This is a genomic window from Streptomyces sp. NPDC127098, assembly GCF_042722465.1.
Classification (GTDB): Bacteria; Actinomycetota; Actinomycetes; order Streptomycetales; family Streptomycetaceae; genus Streptomyces; species Streptomyces millisiae.
Map to the genome: position 1 here is coordinate 1 of NZ_JBHXFJ010000057.1, position 15,015 is coordinate 15,015.

Genomic DNA, 15,015 nt, shown 5'->3' on the forward strand with positions numbered 1-15,015 from the left:
TATCCGGCGATGGCGGTGGGGTCTTCGGCGTTCAGAGGCGCTGGCACGGCGCTTAATCTAGCGACGGTCGGAAACCGGTCAACCTTGCGATTGAACCAGTTCCGCTACAGCACCCACCCCCAGCGTGGGCGCCGGAGCGTCGCGCGGGGACAGGCGGCACGTCGCACACGACGAGTTGAGGTATCCGACGCTGGCGGGTCCACGGCCAAGATCGGGCCTCGCGTTTCTGGCCGACCAGGGCGGCGGAGTCTGCCCGTTCGGCCCCAACACCTATCCGGACCACACGATGACACCGTTTCTGACCCGGTGAGGCCACGTTGGCGGCGCTTCCACGCGTGCCGGCCCGTGGCCTGTCGTCGTCCACCGCCATGTCTGGGCTCTCAACAAACGATCAACGTCCGCGCCAACCTGACAGCACGGGGCCGTCAGTTCACGGCTCGCGAGCCTGACCACCCGCGTGGCCCTCCGGGACCACCGTGTCCACGAAGCGGGCGTCGACCTCGGCGACACGGGTGACGGCCTCCGTCAGCGTCGCGGGCGAGCAACCGAAGTTGAGGCGGACGTGGCCGCTGCCGGAAGCGCCGTACCTGAGGCCGGCGTTCAGCGCGACCCGGGCCGTGTCGAGGATGCGTTGCGTCGGGTCGTCGCCCCAGCCGAGCGCACGCAGGTCGAGCCAGGCCAGGAAGCTGGACTCGGGCTGCCGGTACCGGGCGGCGGGCAGCAGTTCGGCGAGGAGCTCGCCCAGCAGTCGGCGGTTGTGGTCGAGCAGCTTCTGGGTGTCCGCGAGCCAGGGCTCGCCCTCGTTGAAGGCGGCCACCGTGGCGAGCACCCCGAGGTGCCCGGTGCGGTAGAGCGAGTGCGGCGAGAGCCGGTCGACATACCGTTTCGGCCCGGGATCCGCGGTGATCACGGTGGCCGCCTTGAGCCCCGCCAGGTTCCAGCCCTTGCTGGCCGAGTGGAACGAGAACCCCCAACGCCGCGCCTCGTCCGAGACGGAGAGGAAGGGGACGAACTCGGCTCCGGGCAGCACCAGCGGCGCGTGGATCTCGTCCGCCAGGACGTGGACGCCGTACCGGCCGGCGAGTCCGGCGAGGGCCACCAGGTCCTCGCGTGGGTGCACGAGGCCGACCGGGTTGTGCGGGTTGCACAGCAGGTACGCCGAGGCGCCCGCTGCGAAGGCCCGTTCCAGGGCGTCCAGATCGAGCCGCCAGCCGGACGGCTCCTCGGCCAGTGGGGCCTCGACCACCTGGGCCCCGACCTCCGCCGTCCACCACGTGAACGGCTCGTACACCGGCGGACTGATCACCACGCGATCGCCCGGTCCGACAACGCGCCGCAGGACCTCGACGATGCCCATGCCGACATCGGCGACGGTGCGCACATGGTCGGGGTCGATCCGCCAGCCCCAACTGCGCCAGGCGTATCCGGAGACCGCCTCGGCGAGATCGCGGGTCGGCGCCGCGTAGCCGGTGTCGGACCGACCGACCGCCTCGTGCAGCACCCTGGCGACGGGCTCGGCCAGCGGAACGTCCATCTCCGCGACGGTGAGCGCCAGGACGTCGTCCGGGTAGGTGCGCCATTTCGCGCTCCGACGCTGCCTGAGGACGGGCAGCGAATCGATCGGCAGAATGCCCATGACGTGCGGGTTCCTTACGTTCGAAGGGGTTCCGCCTGATCATCGGCCCGCCGAGGGCGCTTCCGCTTCCGACGAAGCGCCAAGTGATGTCGCCACCCCGCCAAGCCGGCACACGGTGCAGAGCGGGAGGGGCCGACGCGGGGTTTTCCACTACCCCTGACTTCGCCGTCCGATGCGGACGGGACGCCGTCCCGGACTTCGACGTCGAGTGGGAGTTGCTCGGCGCCTACCGGCCGCAACGGCTCTCGCTGACGGCGGGTCCGCTGCGGCCGCTCGACGGGGCCCTTACGACCGATGTCCCGTGCTGGCGGCAGACCAAGACGGGGGCGTGCCGCCAGGTGGCCTCTCGGGCCGCGACGCGACGCTTGACGGCGGGGCCGCCGGGCCGGCCGTGGGTGCCCGCGCCTCGGCGACGCTCCGCCCGTCTCCCCGAAGGGCCCCACGACACCCGGGTACGCTGCCGTGCATGACGCGCCCGATACGCGCCCGCGAGTCCGACGGCACCACGTGGGAAGCTCCCACCGACGAGCAACTCCACGACCTGATCGCCGACCTGAACCTCCGCCACCGGTTCCTGATCGTGGAGCGCCTGGCCTCCCCCGATCCCCAGCAGCACTACATCCAGGTCTACCTCGAAGACGACCTCAGCCATACCGTCGAACACCGCGAAGGCGGCCCTCACGCCCACTACACCGCTCGGATTCCCCGCGACCCGACCCCCTGGGCCACCGAACCCGTTGCCCGCGTCATCGCCAGCTGGGCCGCGGACGACGACAACTGGCGGGACGCCCTGCCCTGGCAGCCCCTGCACCTCTGACGCCCACTCGTACCCGCAGCGACTGAGGGGAGGACGGGCATCGGACCCCGGCGGCCTGGTTCGTGTCACACTCGGACCGTGCCGGTCCCTCCCGCTCAGGCGAACACGTCGGCGGCACCGGGGAGTCGGACGTAGCGGTCGACAAGGGCGAGCAACGCCCGGAGCGCGGCGCTCGGACGGCGGGTCGCGGAAGTGGCGATGTGCAGCGTCCAGTGTGAGGAGGCGCCGGCCAGTGGTGACACGGCCAGGCGCGGGTCGGTCGCGGGGATCGCGAAGGACGGCAGCACGGCGACGCCGAGCCCCTGGCGGACGAAGTCGGCCGCGGTGCGGATGTCGGCCACCTCGATGCTGACGTGGCGGTTCAGCCCCTCCGCGGCCATCCGGTGGTCGACGACCGCGCGGTTGCCGTATCCGACGGGCGAGTCGACGAAGGGCTCGGTCGCCAGGTCGGCCAGGGTGAGCTCGGCGTGGCCCGCCAGGGGATGACCGGCGGGCAGCAGGGCGAACATCGGGACGGACGCGAGCGTCCTGACGGTGAGCCCGGCGGGCGCTGGGCCGGTAAAGGACAGGAAGGCGGCGTCCAGCGCGCCCGCGACGAGTGCGTGGGCGAGGCCGGCCGAACCGCTCGGGGCTGCCTGAAGGCGGATCACGACCTCAGGATGCTCGGTGTGGAACCGCCCGAAGAGTCCGGGCAGATCGAGGATGTCGACGGACGTCAGGGTGCCGATGGTGAGCGTGCCTCGCAGCCCGCCACGCACCTGGTCGACGGCGTCGCGCGCCGCCCGGGCGGCGGCAAGCGTGTTGCGCGCCTCGGGCAGCAGGGCCGTGCCCGCGTCGGTGAGGGCCACGCGCTTGGACGTGCGCTCGAACAGTGGAGCGCCGAGTTCGCGCTCCAGGCTGCGGACGGCGGCTGAGATGCCCGACTGGGCGACGTGCAGCCGCTTGGCGGCCCGGGTGAAGTTCAGCTCCTCGGCGATGGCGAGGAAGTACTCGAGGTGACGCAGCTCCACCCGACAACAATCGCATTCAATGATTGATCCGAGCAAGAACATGTGTTGGACGAGATCGCTGTGGCGGACTGATTCTGGGTTCAACAACAGTGAACGGGAGCAGTGGATGTCCATCACCACTCGGCAACACGTGGCCGGTCCCCGGAGCCGCCACTCGGTGCCTCGGCCCCGGCCCGAGAGCGGAACCGTGAGCCACGGCGCGGGATTCTGGCTCATCGCGGCTGCCTTCCTGACCGCCATGGCGTTCTCGACCGTGCCGACCCCACTGTGGGCGCTCTACCAGCTGCAGAACGGGCTCTCGACCTTCACGGTGACCGTGGTCTTCGCCATGTACGCCCTCGGCGTGGTCGTCAGCCTCTTCCTCGCCGGACACATCTCGGACTGGTTGGGACGCCGGCGGGTCCTGCTCCCCGCCGTCCTGATCGAGGCGGCCTCGGCGGCGCTGTTCCTGTCGTCCACGTCGCTGCCCGTCCTGATCGTGGCGAGAGTCGTCTCCGGGCTCGGCGTCGGCATGATCACCGCCACCGCCACGGCGCACCTGGCCGAACTGCACCTGGCGGCGCGCCCCACGACCGACAGGACCAGGTCCGACGTGGTGGCCACCGCGGCGAACCTGGGCGGCCTCGCGGTCGGACCGCTGGTGTCCGGCCTGCTCGCACAGTACGTCGCCGACCCGCTGCGCACGCCCTACCTCGTCTTCCTCATCCTGCTCGTGCTCAGCGCCGTGGGGGTCGCGCTGGTGCCCGAAACCGTCGAACTGGCCGAGGAACGGCCCCCGTACCGGCCGCAGCGGGTGAAGGTGCCGGCCGCCTCCCGCCCGCTGTACCTCGCCGCGGCGGCGGCCGCGCTCGCCGCCTTCTCGGTGCTCGGCCTGTTCACCTCCCTGGCCCCCGGCTTCGTCGCCGGCACGATGCACCACCCCTCGCGGGTGCTCGCCGGCCTGGTGACCTTCCTGGTCTTCGGCACCGCGGCGGCCACCCAGGTCGCGCTGACACGGCTGACCGCGCGCCAACAACTGGCGAGCGGCCTGCTGCTGATGAGTGCGGGGATCGTCGGCATCACGGCCGCGGTCTGGCTGCCCCACCTCGGGCTCTTCCTGGTCGCCGGCGTGATAACCGGCGCCGGAGCCGGAACGCTGTTCAGGGGGACAGTCGCCACGGTGGCCTCGGTGGCTCCCCACCGGGCCCGTGGCGAGGCGCTCGCCGGCCTGTTCCTGGCGGCCTACCTCGGTCTGGCGGTGCCCGTCGTCGGAGTGGGCCTCGCGACCCGGTTCGTCAGCGACCCCGTCGCCCTGCTCGGCTTCACCACGGCCCTCCTCATGGTGAATGCCGCGGTGAGCACCAGGCTGCTGCGCCGCCGATGAGCGAGGCGCGCCCCCAACTGCTGATCGGGCACGGTGATGTCAAGCGGCGGTCTGGCTGCCGGGCGCGTCCGCGGCGTGACGTTCACCGGGTGCGCGCGTTTCGCGAAGTCCGGGCCTACGCCTCCAACTGCCGGCGCGAGGCATGTGACGGGCCCACTCGAAGGGGCGACAGGTGCGCATGTGGCCTTCGACATCAGCCCGTTGGGCGCCCGTCGCCACGGACTGCGCGGCCGCGCAGTGCCGCGGGGTGGCGCAGGGTCGCACCAGGCACCGAGGCCATCCCGAAGCGGGCATAGTACGGCTGCAACGGGGCGTCACACAGCAGGTCCACCGAGTAGAACGACTCAGTGCCCTCCAGGACGCGGCGCATCAGCTCGGTCCCGATCCCCTTCCCCTGGTGGCCGGGAAGGACCTCCAACCACGGAATCGACGCGGTCAGCACGCCATCACTGATCATGTTGACGAAGCCGACGACCCGGGCTGCCGTGCCGTCGATCGCCACCACCGATCGGAAGCTTCCTCGCAGCACCGCCAAGTGCTGCCCGGCCGAAGGCGGTTGGGGCCAGCCCACGAAGAACCCGTGCAGCATGCCCTCATCGACCTCGGCGATGTCATCGGTATAGCGGATCACACCCATCCCCCGAAACGACCCAGTGATCGAGGTAGACCTTACGCACCACCGAGCGAACATCGCCCGACGGCCACGGCCCGTACGAGCCCGCCTCCCGGCAGTGGTTCCCTCATCGTCCTGGTCACGGGGGCAGTGTCGGCAGCGGCGCCCTCTCGGAAACGGGCACTGCGACGGGCATCGGCGACGGCGCCCGGTCGCGGCGTTCGGCGCCGCACAGACGGAGACGCTCGGCTGGTCAGGCCGACCAGTCGCGGAGGACGGCGGCAACGGACGCCGCCGTGGCGTCATCCTTTTTGAGTTCGGTCGCGAGGGCGGTGACGCCCTCCTGCGTGAGCTTGGCGTCGATTCCGGAGGCGACCAGGTAGCCGTGGGCGACCGCGATGGCCACGCGGAGGTTGGAGCGCTCCAGCCATCGGAGCCGGCCCAATGTGTGCGCGAGCGCCGCGGCCCTGGCGTAGGCGCCGTGGTAGACGTCCTGACCGGCGAGGACGGCGCGGTGCCGCTCGACGGCCGCGATCGGCACGCCGTAGTCGTCGGGGGCCGGGTCGTCCTGGCCCGCGCGGCGGGCGACCTCGAGGATCCAGGAGAGGTCGACGTGCAGGATCACGCAGCGTCCTCGATCTGGTCGATGAGGTCGCCGTAGCCGTCCAGGACCTCCTGGGCGCCGGCGAGGAAGGTCTCGCGGAGCTTCTCGTTGTCTGCTCGGATCAACTGCTCGACGTACTCGTTCACCGGGAGGTGCCGTGTCTCCGCGGCCTGCCGCGCCATCTCGGCCGCGTCCTCCTTCAGCCGGAGGTTCATCTGGGTCTTCGCCATGAAAGGAAAGCTATCACCTGGTAGCAGAGCCTGGTAGCGGGTGATAGCGGACAGCGGGCAGCGGGTGCGTCGCCGGCGAGGTCTCGTGGCCCGAACCGCCGGCCGGACTGCGACTCGGTACGCGAGTAGGGCAACACCTCCGCAGACCCGCTCAGACGAGGAGTTTCGCGAGCTGGGCCATCTCGGTGGGTGGGTCGATCACCGGCTGGACGAGCAGTTCGTCGATGCCCGCCTGTTCCAGGGTGGTGACGCGGGCCAGGAGGTCGTCACGGGTGCCGACAAGGGCCAGGGTGTTCATCAGCGAGGGCAGGACCAGGTCCCGGTCCCGCGGTGCGATGCGAAGGAGGTAGTTGGGGTAGAGCCTGGTGTACCGGTCCGGTGCGGTGGCGGTGGTGCCGCGCCGGTCGAGCAGTCGCCGGACCGCCTCGCGCTCTTCAGGGCCGAGACGCTCGGCGAAGGCGGGTGTGTCGGCGGCGTACGCCAGCAGTGACAGTGCGAGGTGGCCGGTCGCGTCCCGGGCCGCGTCGCCGTGCGGGTCCTCGCCCTCGCCGAGGACGTGCACCGCGGTGACCAGGTACGAGTCGGGATCGCCGTGTGTGCCCTGGGCGGCATGGCGGCGAGCGTCGTGCAGCGCGTGCCAGGCGGTCGGGTCCAGCAGGCCGAAGGAGATGAGGCCGGTGCCGCGGCGGCCGGCGACGGCGGCGGCTTTCGGGCCGAGGGCGGCCACGACGAACTCGATCGGGTCGGTGGTGTTCACATGCCCGCCGGTGTGCAGGAACCGGATGTCGCGGACCCGGTCACCTTCGTGATGCCCGGTCGTGCGTCCGGCGCACAGGTCCTGCAGCGCGGAGGTGAAGTGCTCCAGTGTGGCCGCGGTGGTTGGCCGCATCCCCAGGGTGCGTCGGGCGGTGTTTCCCGTACCGACCCCGCAGATGATCCGGCCCGGCGCGAGGGCGTTGAGGCTGGCGAGCCCGCTTGCGGCGGCCGGGGCCGAGCGCAGCGCCGGCGAGGTCACACCGATGCCGAGCCTGATGTGGCTGGTGGCCTTCGCGCAGAGGCTCAAGGCGACGAAGGGGTCGCCGTGGACCATCGGGCTGTCGTAGACCCAGAAGCTGTGCAGGCCCAACTCTTCCGCCCGCCGGGCGAGATCCTCCACACCGGGGTGTGCGGTGACCACGACGCCGGCACGCATCAGTGCCCTCCACGGTGCGAGGAACGAGTCGAACTCGCTCAGCATGACAGGTCCTGGCACCGGCCCGCAGGGTGCCTGCGCGGAAGGCTCATCCGAGCCGGCGGATCGCCTCCAACGGGTGGGGAGTCGCCCGGCTCTCCTGCTGGAAGCGGCGGTAGAAGGCGCCCATCAACGCGGCGACCGGCGCGTGCCGGACAAGCGCTGCCGCGACCGCCGCAGGGACGCCCTCAGGCGTCACCCCCCGGGCGCAGGCTTGCACGAACGCCCGGCGTTCTTCCGGTTCGTACCCGTAGAGAGCGACGGCCAGCCAGTTCACCAGATGCGTGACGGCGTAGCACCGGTCGTAGGTGCGGTGCTGCTCGAAGAAGTCGTGCTCGTCCTGGGTGAGTTCGAAGCGGGAGGAGATCGTGAGGCCGTAGTCGGTGAAGAAGAGGCGCCGGCCGTCGGTCAGGATGTTCTGGAAGTGGGCGTCGAAGTGCAGCAGCCCATGGTCGTTCATGAACGAGATGCCGGTTTCCAGCTCGTTCTCCACCATGGCGCAGGCGCGCTCGGCTGTTTCCTCCCCGGCGCCGATCTGGGTCCCCAGCCAGTCGTGCAGGTTCTGCGGGATGTACTCCAGGAACAGCATCAGGCTCGCCGAGGACTGCCGGAGAGCCTCGATCCTGCTGCGCACCGCCGGTCCACCTCCCCAGTAGGCGACAGCCCTTTCCACGTCGGCCAGTTCCTCGGGAAGTGGTTGGCCGCGCCCTGGCAGCACCCGCCAGTGGTACATCAGGGGGAAGCCCTCATGGTCACCCGCGAGCACCCAGTTCGTCGTCATGATGTGCACCGCCAGCTCCCGCCAGGCGCCGAACCCCGAGCTGCCGATGGTGCCGAGGCCGTAGTGGCAGAAGTCCGGCAGGTCGAACAGGTTCGCCGTGGAGTGCACGTTCCCCGGCAGTCGCTCCAGGTCGGTCAGGGGCACCTGCTTGACGAAGACCGAGGTTCCGTCGACCTCCAGCAGCGCTGTCCTACCGCCGATGCCGGAGCCCATCGGTATGGCGGCGTTCAGGAGTTCGTGCAGTCGGCGATCGCCACACAACGCCAGCGACGTGGAAGCGGCACTATGGGCGGCCAGCCGAGCACCGCGGGACATGTCAGGGCTCTCCATGACGCCTCCAACCCGGCCCCCGCCTCTCGGGCAGCCACTTCGCCAGGCACCCGGTGGGGGCCGCCGCAACTCTCTCACAGCGGAGGTGCCGGAGCCCTGGTCACTGCCGCAGCGCCCCGGCTACACCGACTCACACTCCAGAAGCTCCGCGAGTGATCTCCGAGTCACCTCGCAAAGGCCAGGGCATGCCGACATGATGCCGCCGAGCCCGAAGTGGTTCACGGGAACGCCGGCACCCGGTCTGGGGACGCCTCGTGACGAGCCGCCAGGCGTCTCGTTGCACCGGACGCGAGGGACGCCCCGGAAGATGATCGGAGCGGATCCCGACACTCCGGACGACCCCGCACCCGCCGACCTGGACCTGGCGCCCGTCGCACAACTGGTCGCCCGGCTGGGCCTGCACTTCGTCACCGTGGACCTGGCCCGCAGAGCCGACGGCGCCCGGCGGATCGTCGAGCTCGGCGACGGCCAGGTCAGCGACCGTCCCCGGACGGTGCCGGCCGAAGACCTGATCACCGCGCTCCTCAGCGGGCATCGTGGCGGCGCGCCTGCCCGGGCAAGGGCCGGGAGGGGTCCCGAGCGAGGGTGGTTCCATGGCGACCATGATGCGTAGAACGTCATCCACCGCGGTCGTCGGTGTCGTTGTCGCCGTCGTGTTCGCCGCGCTCACCTCGTGTTCGTCGGATCCTTCGGAGGGAGCCCCCGCCGAGGACAGGTCCGGCGGGTCCGGCTCCGGGGCGCGGGCGTCCGACCCCGCGCCGACTCCCACGGAGACGGCCACGCCGTCGCCCTCGCCGACCGGGCCGTGCGTTGACGGGACGTGCGAGATCGAGGTCGCCGTGGGGGACGTCGTGGCGGTGCCCGAGACGTACGGTCTCGGGCCGATCGAGGTGACGGCGATCAGCGACGGCACGGTCGAGATGGTCGCGCCGCTGACGGGCTCGGGCTACAGCGTTTCGGGCTGTTCCGGTGGCGGCGGCGTGTCGTCCGGAGGGGGCGGCGGTGTCGGGCTGAGCTGCGACGCGGGGACCGTCGCGACGATCAACGAGGCCATGAGCCTGGAGGTCGTCGAAGCCCTCGGCAGCACCGCGGTCCTCCGTATCGAACCCGCCGGCTGACGTACGTCTCAGTCGTCGAGCATGGCGAGGGATCGGCGGGCGACCTCGGGCGGGGCTGCGGCGATGACCTTGTCGAGTGCGCCCAGTGAGGTCTGCAGGTCGCTGATCGACTGGGCGATCCTGTGGCGTTCCCGGTGCAGGTCGGCCAGCAGGTCGGAGCAGGTGGGAACCAGGCCCTCGCCCGTGTCGCGCAGGCAGGGGAGGATGGTGGCGATCGTGGTGGTGTTCAGGCCGGCGGCCAGGAGGCCGCGGATGCGGCGCACGGTGTCGACGTCGTCCTCGTCGTAGTCCCGGTAGCCGCTGGGGCGCCGCTCCGGATGGAGCAGGTCCTGTTCCTCGTAGTAGCGCAACAGGCGCTCGTGGACGCCGGTTCTCCGCGACAGCTCGCCGATACGCATCCATCGCCCCTTCCCTCGACAACACGGCTTGACTCTCACATCGATGTGAGAGTTTAGCGTCCGCGTCATGAGAGGAAGCTTCGCGACGCTCGCCTCCCTGTGTGTGAGCGTCTTCGTCGTCGGCACGTCGGAATATCTGATCTCCGGGCTGCTGCCCCAGGTCGGGGCGGACCTGGACGTGTCCGTGGGCACGGCCGGACAGGCGGTCACCGCCTACGCACTCGGCGTCGTGCTGGGCGGGCCCGTCGTGGCCGCGCTCACCATCAAGGTGCCTCGCAAGGCGCTCGCGATGTGCCTGATGCTGTTGTTCGCGGTGGGCAGCGTGATCAGCGCCGCGGCCCCGACCTTCGAGCTGTTGCTGGTGGGGCGCGTGGTCTCCTCGTTCAGCCATGCCGCGTTCCTGGCCCTGGCGCTGGTGATGGCCACGAGCGTGGTGCCACGGGAGAAGGCCGGAACGGCGATCTCCGCCGTCGCTTCCGGATTCACCGTCGCGACGCTGCTGGGTGTGCCGCTGGGCGCGCTCCTGGGGGAACTCGCCGGCTGGCGTGCCCCGTTCATCGCGCTGACCGGCCTCGCCCTGGTGGGCGTGGTGCTCCTCGCGGCCGTCCTGCCGAGGCAGGCGGCGCCCGCCACGCGGCTGCGGGAGGAGGCCCGCGTGGTGACCCGTCGCCCGGTCCTGCTGGCCATCGCCACCACGGCCGTCGGCTTCTCCGGAGTCGCCGTGGTCTTCACCTATGTCGCCCCGCTGCTGACCCGGGTGTCGGGCTTCTCCACCACGACGGTCTCCGGGCTCCTGCTCGCCTACGGCGCGGGCAGCTTCCTCGGTAACCTGATCGCCGGGCGACTCACCGACAAGTCCATGAGCGTCACCGTGCGCGCGGTCTTCAGCGCTCTGACGGGAGCGCTGCTCCTCTTCCCCTTCGCCGCCGTATGGCAGCCCACCGCAGTGGTGGCGATCCTCGTGCTCGGACTCCTCTCCACCGCCACCATCGCACCGCTACAGGGGTTGATCCTGCGCCACGCCGGCAACGCCCCGACCCTGGCCGTGGCGGCGAACGTCGGCGCGTTCAACCTCGGCGCCGCCGCCGGTTCGGCCATCGGCGGCCTCATCGTCGCGGCGGACGCCCTGCGCTGGGCCGGGCTGGCCGGCGCCGCACTCAGCCTCGCCGGGCTGGCCCTCACCCTGCTCGTCCTGCCCCGCACTCCCCACGAGAAACGGTCCACGCGACCCACCGACGGCGACATGCTCACCACCGTCTGACCGGGGCCCGTTCCGCGGGTGGACCCTTCCTGGTCAGTCAGGGGCGCCCGGACGGTCGCACCGGGGCCAGCGGCCCGGGGTGACACGTTTGGCGGTGGCGCGCAGGTAGACGACTGAGGCGGCGGCCAGGGCGGAACCGAGGAAGTACGTCCAGCACCGTCACGCGTTCCGGCGCCCGCGCCAGGCGGTACCCACCCCGCGCCCAGGCGTGGACTCGAGGATCCCCTCGCGCACCAGCGGCTGCAAGCGCTTTTGAGGTACTCCGGCGGCAGTTCGAAGATCTCCGCCAACCGCCCGGTGGGATCGGCGCCCGATCGTCGAGCCGGGCCAGCACCAGGCAGCAGTGCAGACCCCACTCGACGCCCTCGCCCCCCGAATGGGTGGCGGCGGGCGGGTCAGGGATCCGGGGGAGCGGGGTGGTGGGTGCCGTGGGCGAATTCACTGGCGAACGTCCGCTCGCCGAGCGCGCCGCGGAGGACCGCGGTGATGCGGTCGACGTCGTGGCGCTCGGCCGGTGGGAGTGGGGCGCCGAGCCGGGCGCGCAGCGCGGTGGCCGTGCCCAGCAGCCGGGCGGCGTGCGTCGGGGCACCGGCCAGGGCGTGTGCGCCGGCCAGTCCCTCCAGGGCCAGTGCGACGGCCCGTGGGTCGCCGAACTCGCGGGCGGCGGCCAGCCCCTCACGGTGCAGGCGCAGCGCCGCCGCCGCGTCGCCGCCCTGCTCGGCGGCGAAGCCGAGCTCGGCCAGGACCAGGGGCAGGCCGGGTTCGCCCCCGGCATGGCGCAGCCACTCCAGCCACCGGGTCAGGCGGGCGGGGACCTCCGCGTACCGCCCCCGGCGCCTGGCGCTCAACGCCAGCCCCATCTCGGCGAAGTGCTCGGCGACCCGGTGGGACTGGGCGGCGGCCGTGCGCGCCGCGCGCCCGTGCAGGGTGTCGGCGGTGGCGAGGTCGCCGGCGAGCAGGGCGATCCGGCCGAGGCCGGAGAGCCGCAGGGACACCTCCTCCCACAGTTCGAGCCCCTCGGCCAGCCGCAGCCCGTGCCGGTTCAGCCGTTCGGCCTCGGCGTGATCGCCCCTGATCTCGGCGATCTCGGCCAGGGTGGTGGCGGCCTTCAGGCGGCCCCACGCGTCGCCCAGTTCCTCGAACACCGCCTGGCTGTCCCGGGCGTCGCGTTCGGCGTCGTCCAGCGTGCCCAGGGCGCGGCCGATGCTGGCCCGGAGGCCGAGCGCGGCGGCGACGCCCCACCGGTCGCCCACCGCGCGGAAGCCATCCAGCGCGGCGTCGAGCAGGCCGGTGGTCGCCGTCGGGTCGGTGAACCGGCGGTGCGCGTAGGCGAGGAACCACTGCGCGCGGGCCCGCGCCGCCGGGTCGGCGATCCCGTCGGGCGCGGTCGCGGCCGTCCGCGCGGCGGCGTCGGCCCCGTCGCTGGCGAGCAGCGCCAGGCCGGCACGCCAGGCCACGGCCCCGGCGTCGTCGGTCGTCTTCAGCGCCAGGTCGAAGGAGCGCACGGCCTCGGCGAGGCGGCCGCGCAGGTGCCAGTACCAGGCGAGGGCGGTGACCAGCCGCGCCGCGTACCGGCCGTCCCGCAGTCGGACGGCCGTCTCCAGAGCGGCGCGCAGATTGGCCCGTTCACGGTCCAGGGTCCGCAGCCAGTGCCGTTGCCCGGGGCCGTGCAGATGGGGCCCGGCGCGCTCGGTCAGCGCGGTGTAGTGGCCGACGTGCCGCCGCTGGATCCGGTCGAGTTCGCCGGCCTCCCGCAGCCGGTCGAGGCCGTAGGCGCGGACCGACTCCAGCAGCGTGTAGCGCGGCCCGTCATGACTGTCCGTGGCCACCACGAGCGACCGGTCCACCAGCCGGGACAGCGCGTGCAGGACGTCGCCGCCCGCCGTGGCCTCGGCCGCCGCCAGGGTGAAGCCGTCGGCGTGCACGGCCAGGCGGCGCAGCACGGCCCGCTCGAACGGCGACAGCGGCTCCCAGCTCCAGTCGATCACCGCGCGCAGCGTCTGCTGCCGCGCGGGGCCGCCGCGCCGCCCGGTCGCCAGGACGGCGAACCGGTCGTCCAGGCGCGCGGCCAACTCCGTGATGCCCAGGGCGCGGACGCGGGTGGCGGCCAGTTCCAGGGCGAGCGGAATGCCGTCCAGGCGGCGGCAGATCGCGGTGACCGCGGCGGCGTTCTCCGGCCCGAGCCGGAAACCGGGGGACGCCGCGGCGGCCCGCTCGGCGAACAGCCGCACGGCACCGAACGACTCCAGCTCCTCCGGCGGCACCCCCGGCCCCGGCGCGGGCAGCGGCGGCACGGGCCACAGCCGTTCGCCGGGGATCGCCAGCGGCTCCTGGCTGGTGGCCAGCACACGCAGGCCGGGAGCCGCACGCAGCAGCGTCTCGGCCACCGCGGCGACGGGCGCGACGACGTGCTCACAGTTGTCCAGGAGCAGCAGCAGGCGCCGGGGTGCGAGCGCGCCGCCGAGCCGGTCCACCGGATCGCCGGGGGCCGCCGCGCTGACCTCGTCACGCAGAGCAAGCACGGAGGCGACCAGGTCGGCCACCGCCGCCGGGGTGACGGTGGCCCGGTCGAGTCCGGCCAACTCCACCGACCACACGCCGTCGGCGAACGCGCCGGCGTCAGCACCTTCGCCGACGGCACGCGCGGCCTCCAGAGCGAGCCGGCTCTTCCCCACGCCCCCGGGCCCGGTAAGGGTGACCAACCGGTGCTCCGCCAGCAGCCCGCGAACCTCGGCGACCGCCTCCTCGCGGCCGATCAGCGGGGTGAGGGCGGTCGGCAGCTTGCTCGGCGGCCGGGCGGGCACGGTGGCCCGCAGCTCCGGGTCCTGCCGGAGCATCGCCGCGTGCAGCGCGACCAGTTCGGGCCCGGGATCCACGCCGAGCTGGTCGGCGAGGAGCACCCGCAGCTCGGCATAGGCGGCGAGGGCCTCGCTCTGCCGGCCGGACTGGTAGAGGGCGCGTAGATGGACGGCGCGCAGCCCCTCGCGCAGCGGGTGGCGGGCGACGAGGTCGCCGAGTTCGGCCGCCAACGTGTGGTGCTCGCCGAGGTCGAGACGGGTCCTGGCATGCTCCTCGACCGCGGCCAGCCGTTCCTCCTCGAGGCGCACGGCGGCCGGGCCGGCGAACTGCTGGTCGGAGAAGTCGGCGTAGGCGGGGCCGCGCCACAGGGCCAGCGCGTCGGCCAACAGCGCGGCGCGTTCCCACGCGTCGCCGGTGGCGCGGGCCCGGGCGGCCAGGGCGCGGAACCGGCCGGCGTCCACGGCGTCGGCGGGGACCGCGAGCCGGTAGCCGGGCGGCTGCCGCACCACCAGGTCGCGGCCACCGGGCTCCGCATCCCCGAGAGCGCGGCGCAGCTGCGAGACCCGGGTCTGGAGCGCCGCGGCGGGGTTGCGCGGCAGCCGTTCCCGCCACAGGTCCTCGACCAGCCGGTCGGCCGGCACCGGCCGCCCCTCGGACGTCAGCAGGTCGGCCAGCAGCGCACGGACCTTCGCCTCCGGGACCGGCACCGGCGAGCCGCCCTCCGTCCAGACGGCCAGCGGGCCGAGCACCCCGAAACGCACAGGGGCACCGTACCCAACGGCCCCGACGCCGCCTGCAGGCGGATCCGCAGCCGACCTGGAGCG

General features: G+C 72.6%; 14 protein-coding genes. 5 read left to right on the forward strand and 9 right to left on the reverse strand.

What is annotated here, in order from left to right:
• Window positions 1-430: 430 nt before the first annotated feature.
• Window positions 431-1,636: a MalY/PatB family protein gene (locus tag ACFWI8_RS27990; RefSeq protein WP_387097006.1), complete on the reverse strand. Its 1,206-nt coding sequence runs from the start codon at window positions 1,634-1,636 to the stop codon at window positions 431-433.
• Window positions 1,637-2,102: 466 nt separating this feature from the next.
• Here ACFWI8_RS27990 and ACFWI8_RS27995 point away from each other — a divergent pair, with 466 nt between their 5' ends.
• Window positions 2,103-2,453, forward strand: a complete 351-nt coding sequence (locus tag ACFWI8_RS27995; RefSeq protein WP_387097009.1) for a hypothetical protein — start codon at window positions 2,103-2,105, stop codon at window positions 2,451-2,453.
• Window positions 2,454-2,548: 95 nt separating this feature from the next.
• Here ACFWI8_RS27995 and ACFWI8_RS28000 read toward each other — a convergent pair whose 3' ends face one another.
• Entirely contained in the window at window positions 2,549-3,463 is a 915-nt protein-coding gene (locus ACFWI8_RS28000; protein ID WP_387097012.1) for a LysR family transcriptional regulator, read from the reverse strand.
• Window positions 3,464-3,650: 187 nt separating this feature from the next.
• Here ACFWI8_RS28000 and ACFWI8_RS28005 point away from each other — a divergent pair, with 187 nt between their 5' ends.
• Entirely contained in the window at window positions 3,651-4,826 is a 1,176-nt protein-coding gene (locus tag ACFWI8_RS28005; protein ID WP_387097015.1) for an MFS transporter, read from the forward strand.
• 193 nt (window positions 4,827-5,019) lie between these two features.
• On the opposite strand, the gene ACFWI8_RS28010 is transcribed toward ACFWI8_RS28005, so the two are convergent.
• The 5 genes from ACFWI8_RS28010 to ACFWI8_RS28030 all read right to left on the reverse strand — a co-directional run bounded on the left by ACFWI8_RS28010 (window position 5,020) and on the right by ACFWI8_RS28030 (window position 8,615).
• The gene (locus ACFWI8_RS28010) at window positions 5,020-5,457 is read right to left on the reverse strand and encodes a GNAT family N-acetyltransferase (protein WP_387097018.1); all 438 of its coding nucleotides are present in this window, start codon (window positions 5,455-5,457) and stop codon (window positions 5,020-5,022) included.
• A 235-nt stretch (window positions 5,458-5,692) separates the two neighbouring features.
• A complete protein-coding gene (locus ACFWI8_RS28015; protein ID WP_387097020.1) occupies window positions 5,693-6,064 on the reverse strand; it encodes a fic family toxin-antitoxin system, toxin component in 372 nt (123 codons plus the stop codon).
• Complete coding sequence (locus tag ACFWI8_RS28020; protein ID WP_311594799.1) at window positions 6,061-6,273, reverse strand: hypothetical protein; 213 nt, start codon at window positions 6,271-6,273, stop codon at window positions 6,061-6,063. Before ACFWI8_RS28020 ends, ACFWI8_RS28015 begins: the two co-directional genes overlap by 4 nt.
• A 151-nt stretch (window positions 6,274-6,424) precedes the next feature.
• Window positions 6,425-7,465, reverse strand: a complete 1,041-nt coding sequence (locus tag ACFWI8_RS28025; protein ID WP_387097116.1) for an LLM class flavin-dependent oxidoreductase — start codon at window positions 7,463-7,465, stop codon at window positions 6,425-6,427.
• An 88-nt stretch (window positions 7,466-7,553) separates the two neighbouring features.
• Window positions 7,554-8,615, reverse strand: coding sequence for a protein kinase family protein (locus tag ACFWI8_RS28030; protein ID WP_387097023.1), 1,062 nt, complete (start codon window positions 8,613-8,615; stop codon window positions 7,554-7,556).
• A gap of 307 nt (window positions 8,616-8,922) precedes the next feature.
• Here ACFWI8_RS28030 and ACFWI8_RS28035 point away from each other — a divergent pair, with 307 nt between their 5' ends.
• Together ACFWI8_RS28035 and ACFWI8_RS28040 are read left to right on the forward strand one after the other, a co-directional pair.
• The gene (locus tag ACFWI8_RS28035; protein WP_387097026.1) at window positions 8,923-9,228 is read left to right on the forward strand and encodes an ATP-grasp domain-containing protein; all 306 of its coding nucleotides are present in this window, start codon (window positions 8,923-8,925) and stop codon (window positions 9,226-9,228) included.
• Window positions 9,209-9,733, forward strand: coding sequence for a hypothetical protein (locus ACFWI8_RS28040; RefSeq protein ID WP_387097028.1), 525 nt, complete (start codon window positions 9,209-9,211; stop codon window positions 9,731-9,733). Before ACFWI8_RS28035 ends, ACFWI8_RS28040 begins: the two co-directional genes overlap by 20 nt.
• 8 nt (window positions 9,734-9,741) lie before the next feature.
• Here the strand turns inward: ACFWI8_RS28040 and ACFWI8_RS28045 are convergent, their stop codons facing one another.
• Entirely contained in the window at window positions 9,742-10,131 is a 390-nt protein-coding gene (locus ACFWI8_RS28045; RefSeq protein ID WP_387097030.1) for a MerR family transcriptional regulator, read from the reverse strand.
• A 67-nt stretch (window positions 10,132-10,198) separates the two neighbouring features.
• Between ACFWI8_RS28045 and ACFWI8_RS28050 the strand changes: the two genes are divergently transcribed.
• A complete protein-coding gene (locus tag ACFWI8_RS28050) occupies window positions 10,199-11,392 on the forward strand; it encodes an MFS transporter (protein WP_387097033.1) in 1,194 nt (397 codons plus the stop codon).
• Window positions 11,393-11,787: 395 nt separating this feature from the next.
• On the opposite strand, the gene ACFWI8_RS28055 is transcribed toward ACFWI8_RS28050, so the two are convergent.
• Window positions 11,788-14,952 carry a BTAD domain-containing putative transcriptional regulator gene (locus ACFWI8_RS28055; RefSeq protein ID WP_387097036.1) on the reverse strand — a complete coding sequence of 1,055 codons (3,165 nt, stop codon included), beginning with the start codon at window positions 14,950-14,952 and terminating at the stop codon, window positions 11,788-11,790.
• Between the last annotated feature and the right edge of the window lie 63 nt (window positions 14,953-15,015).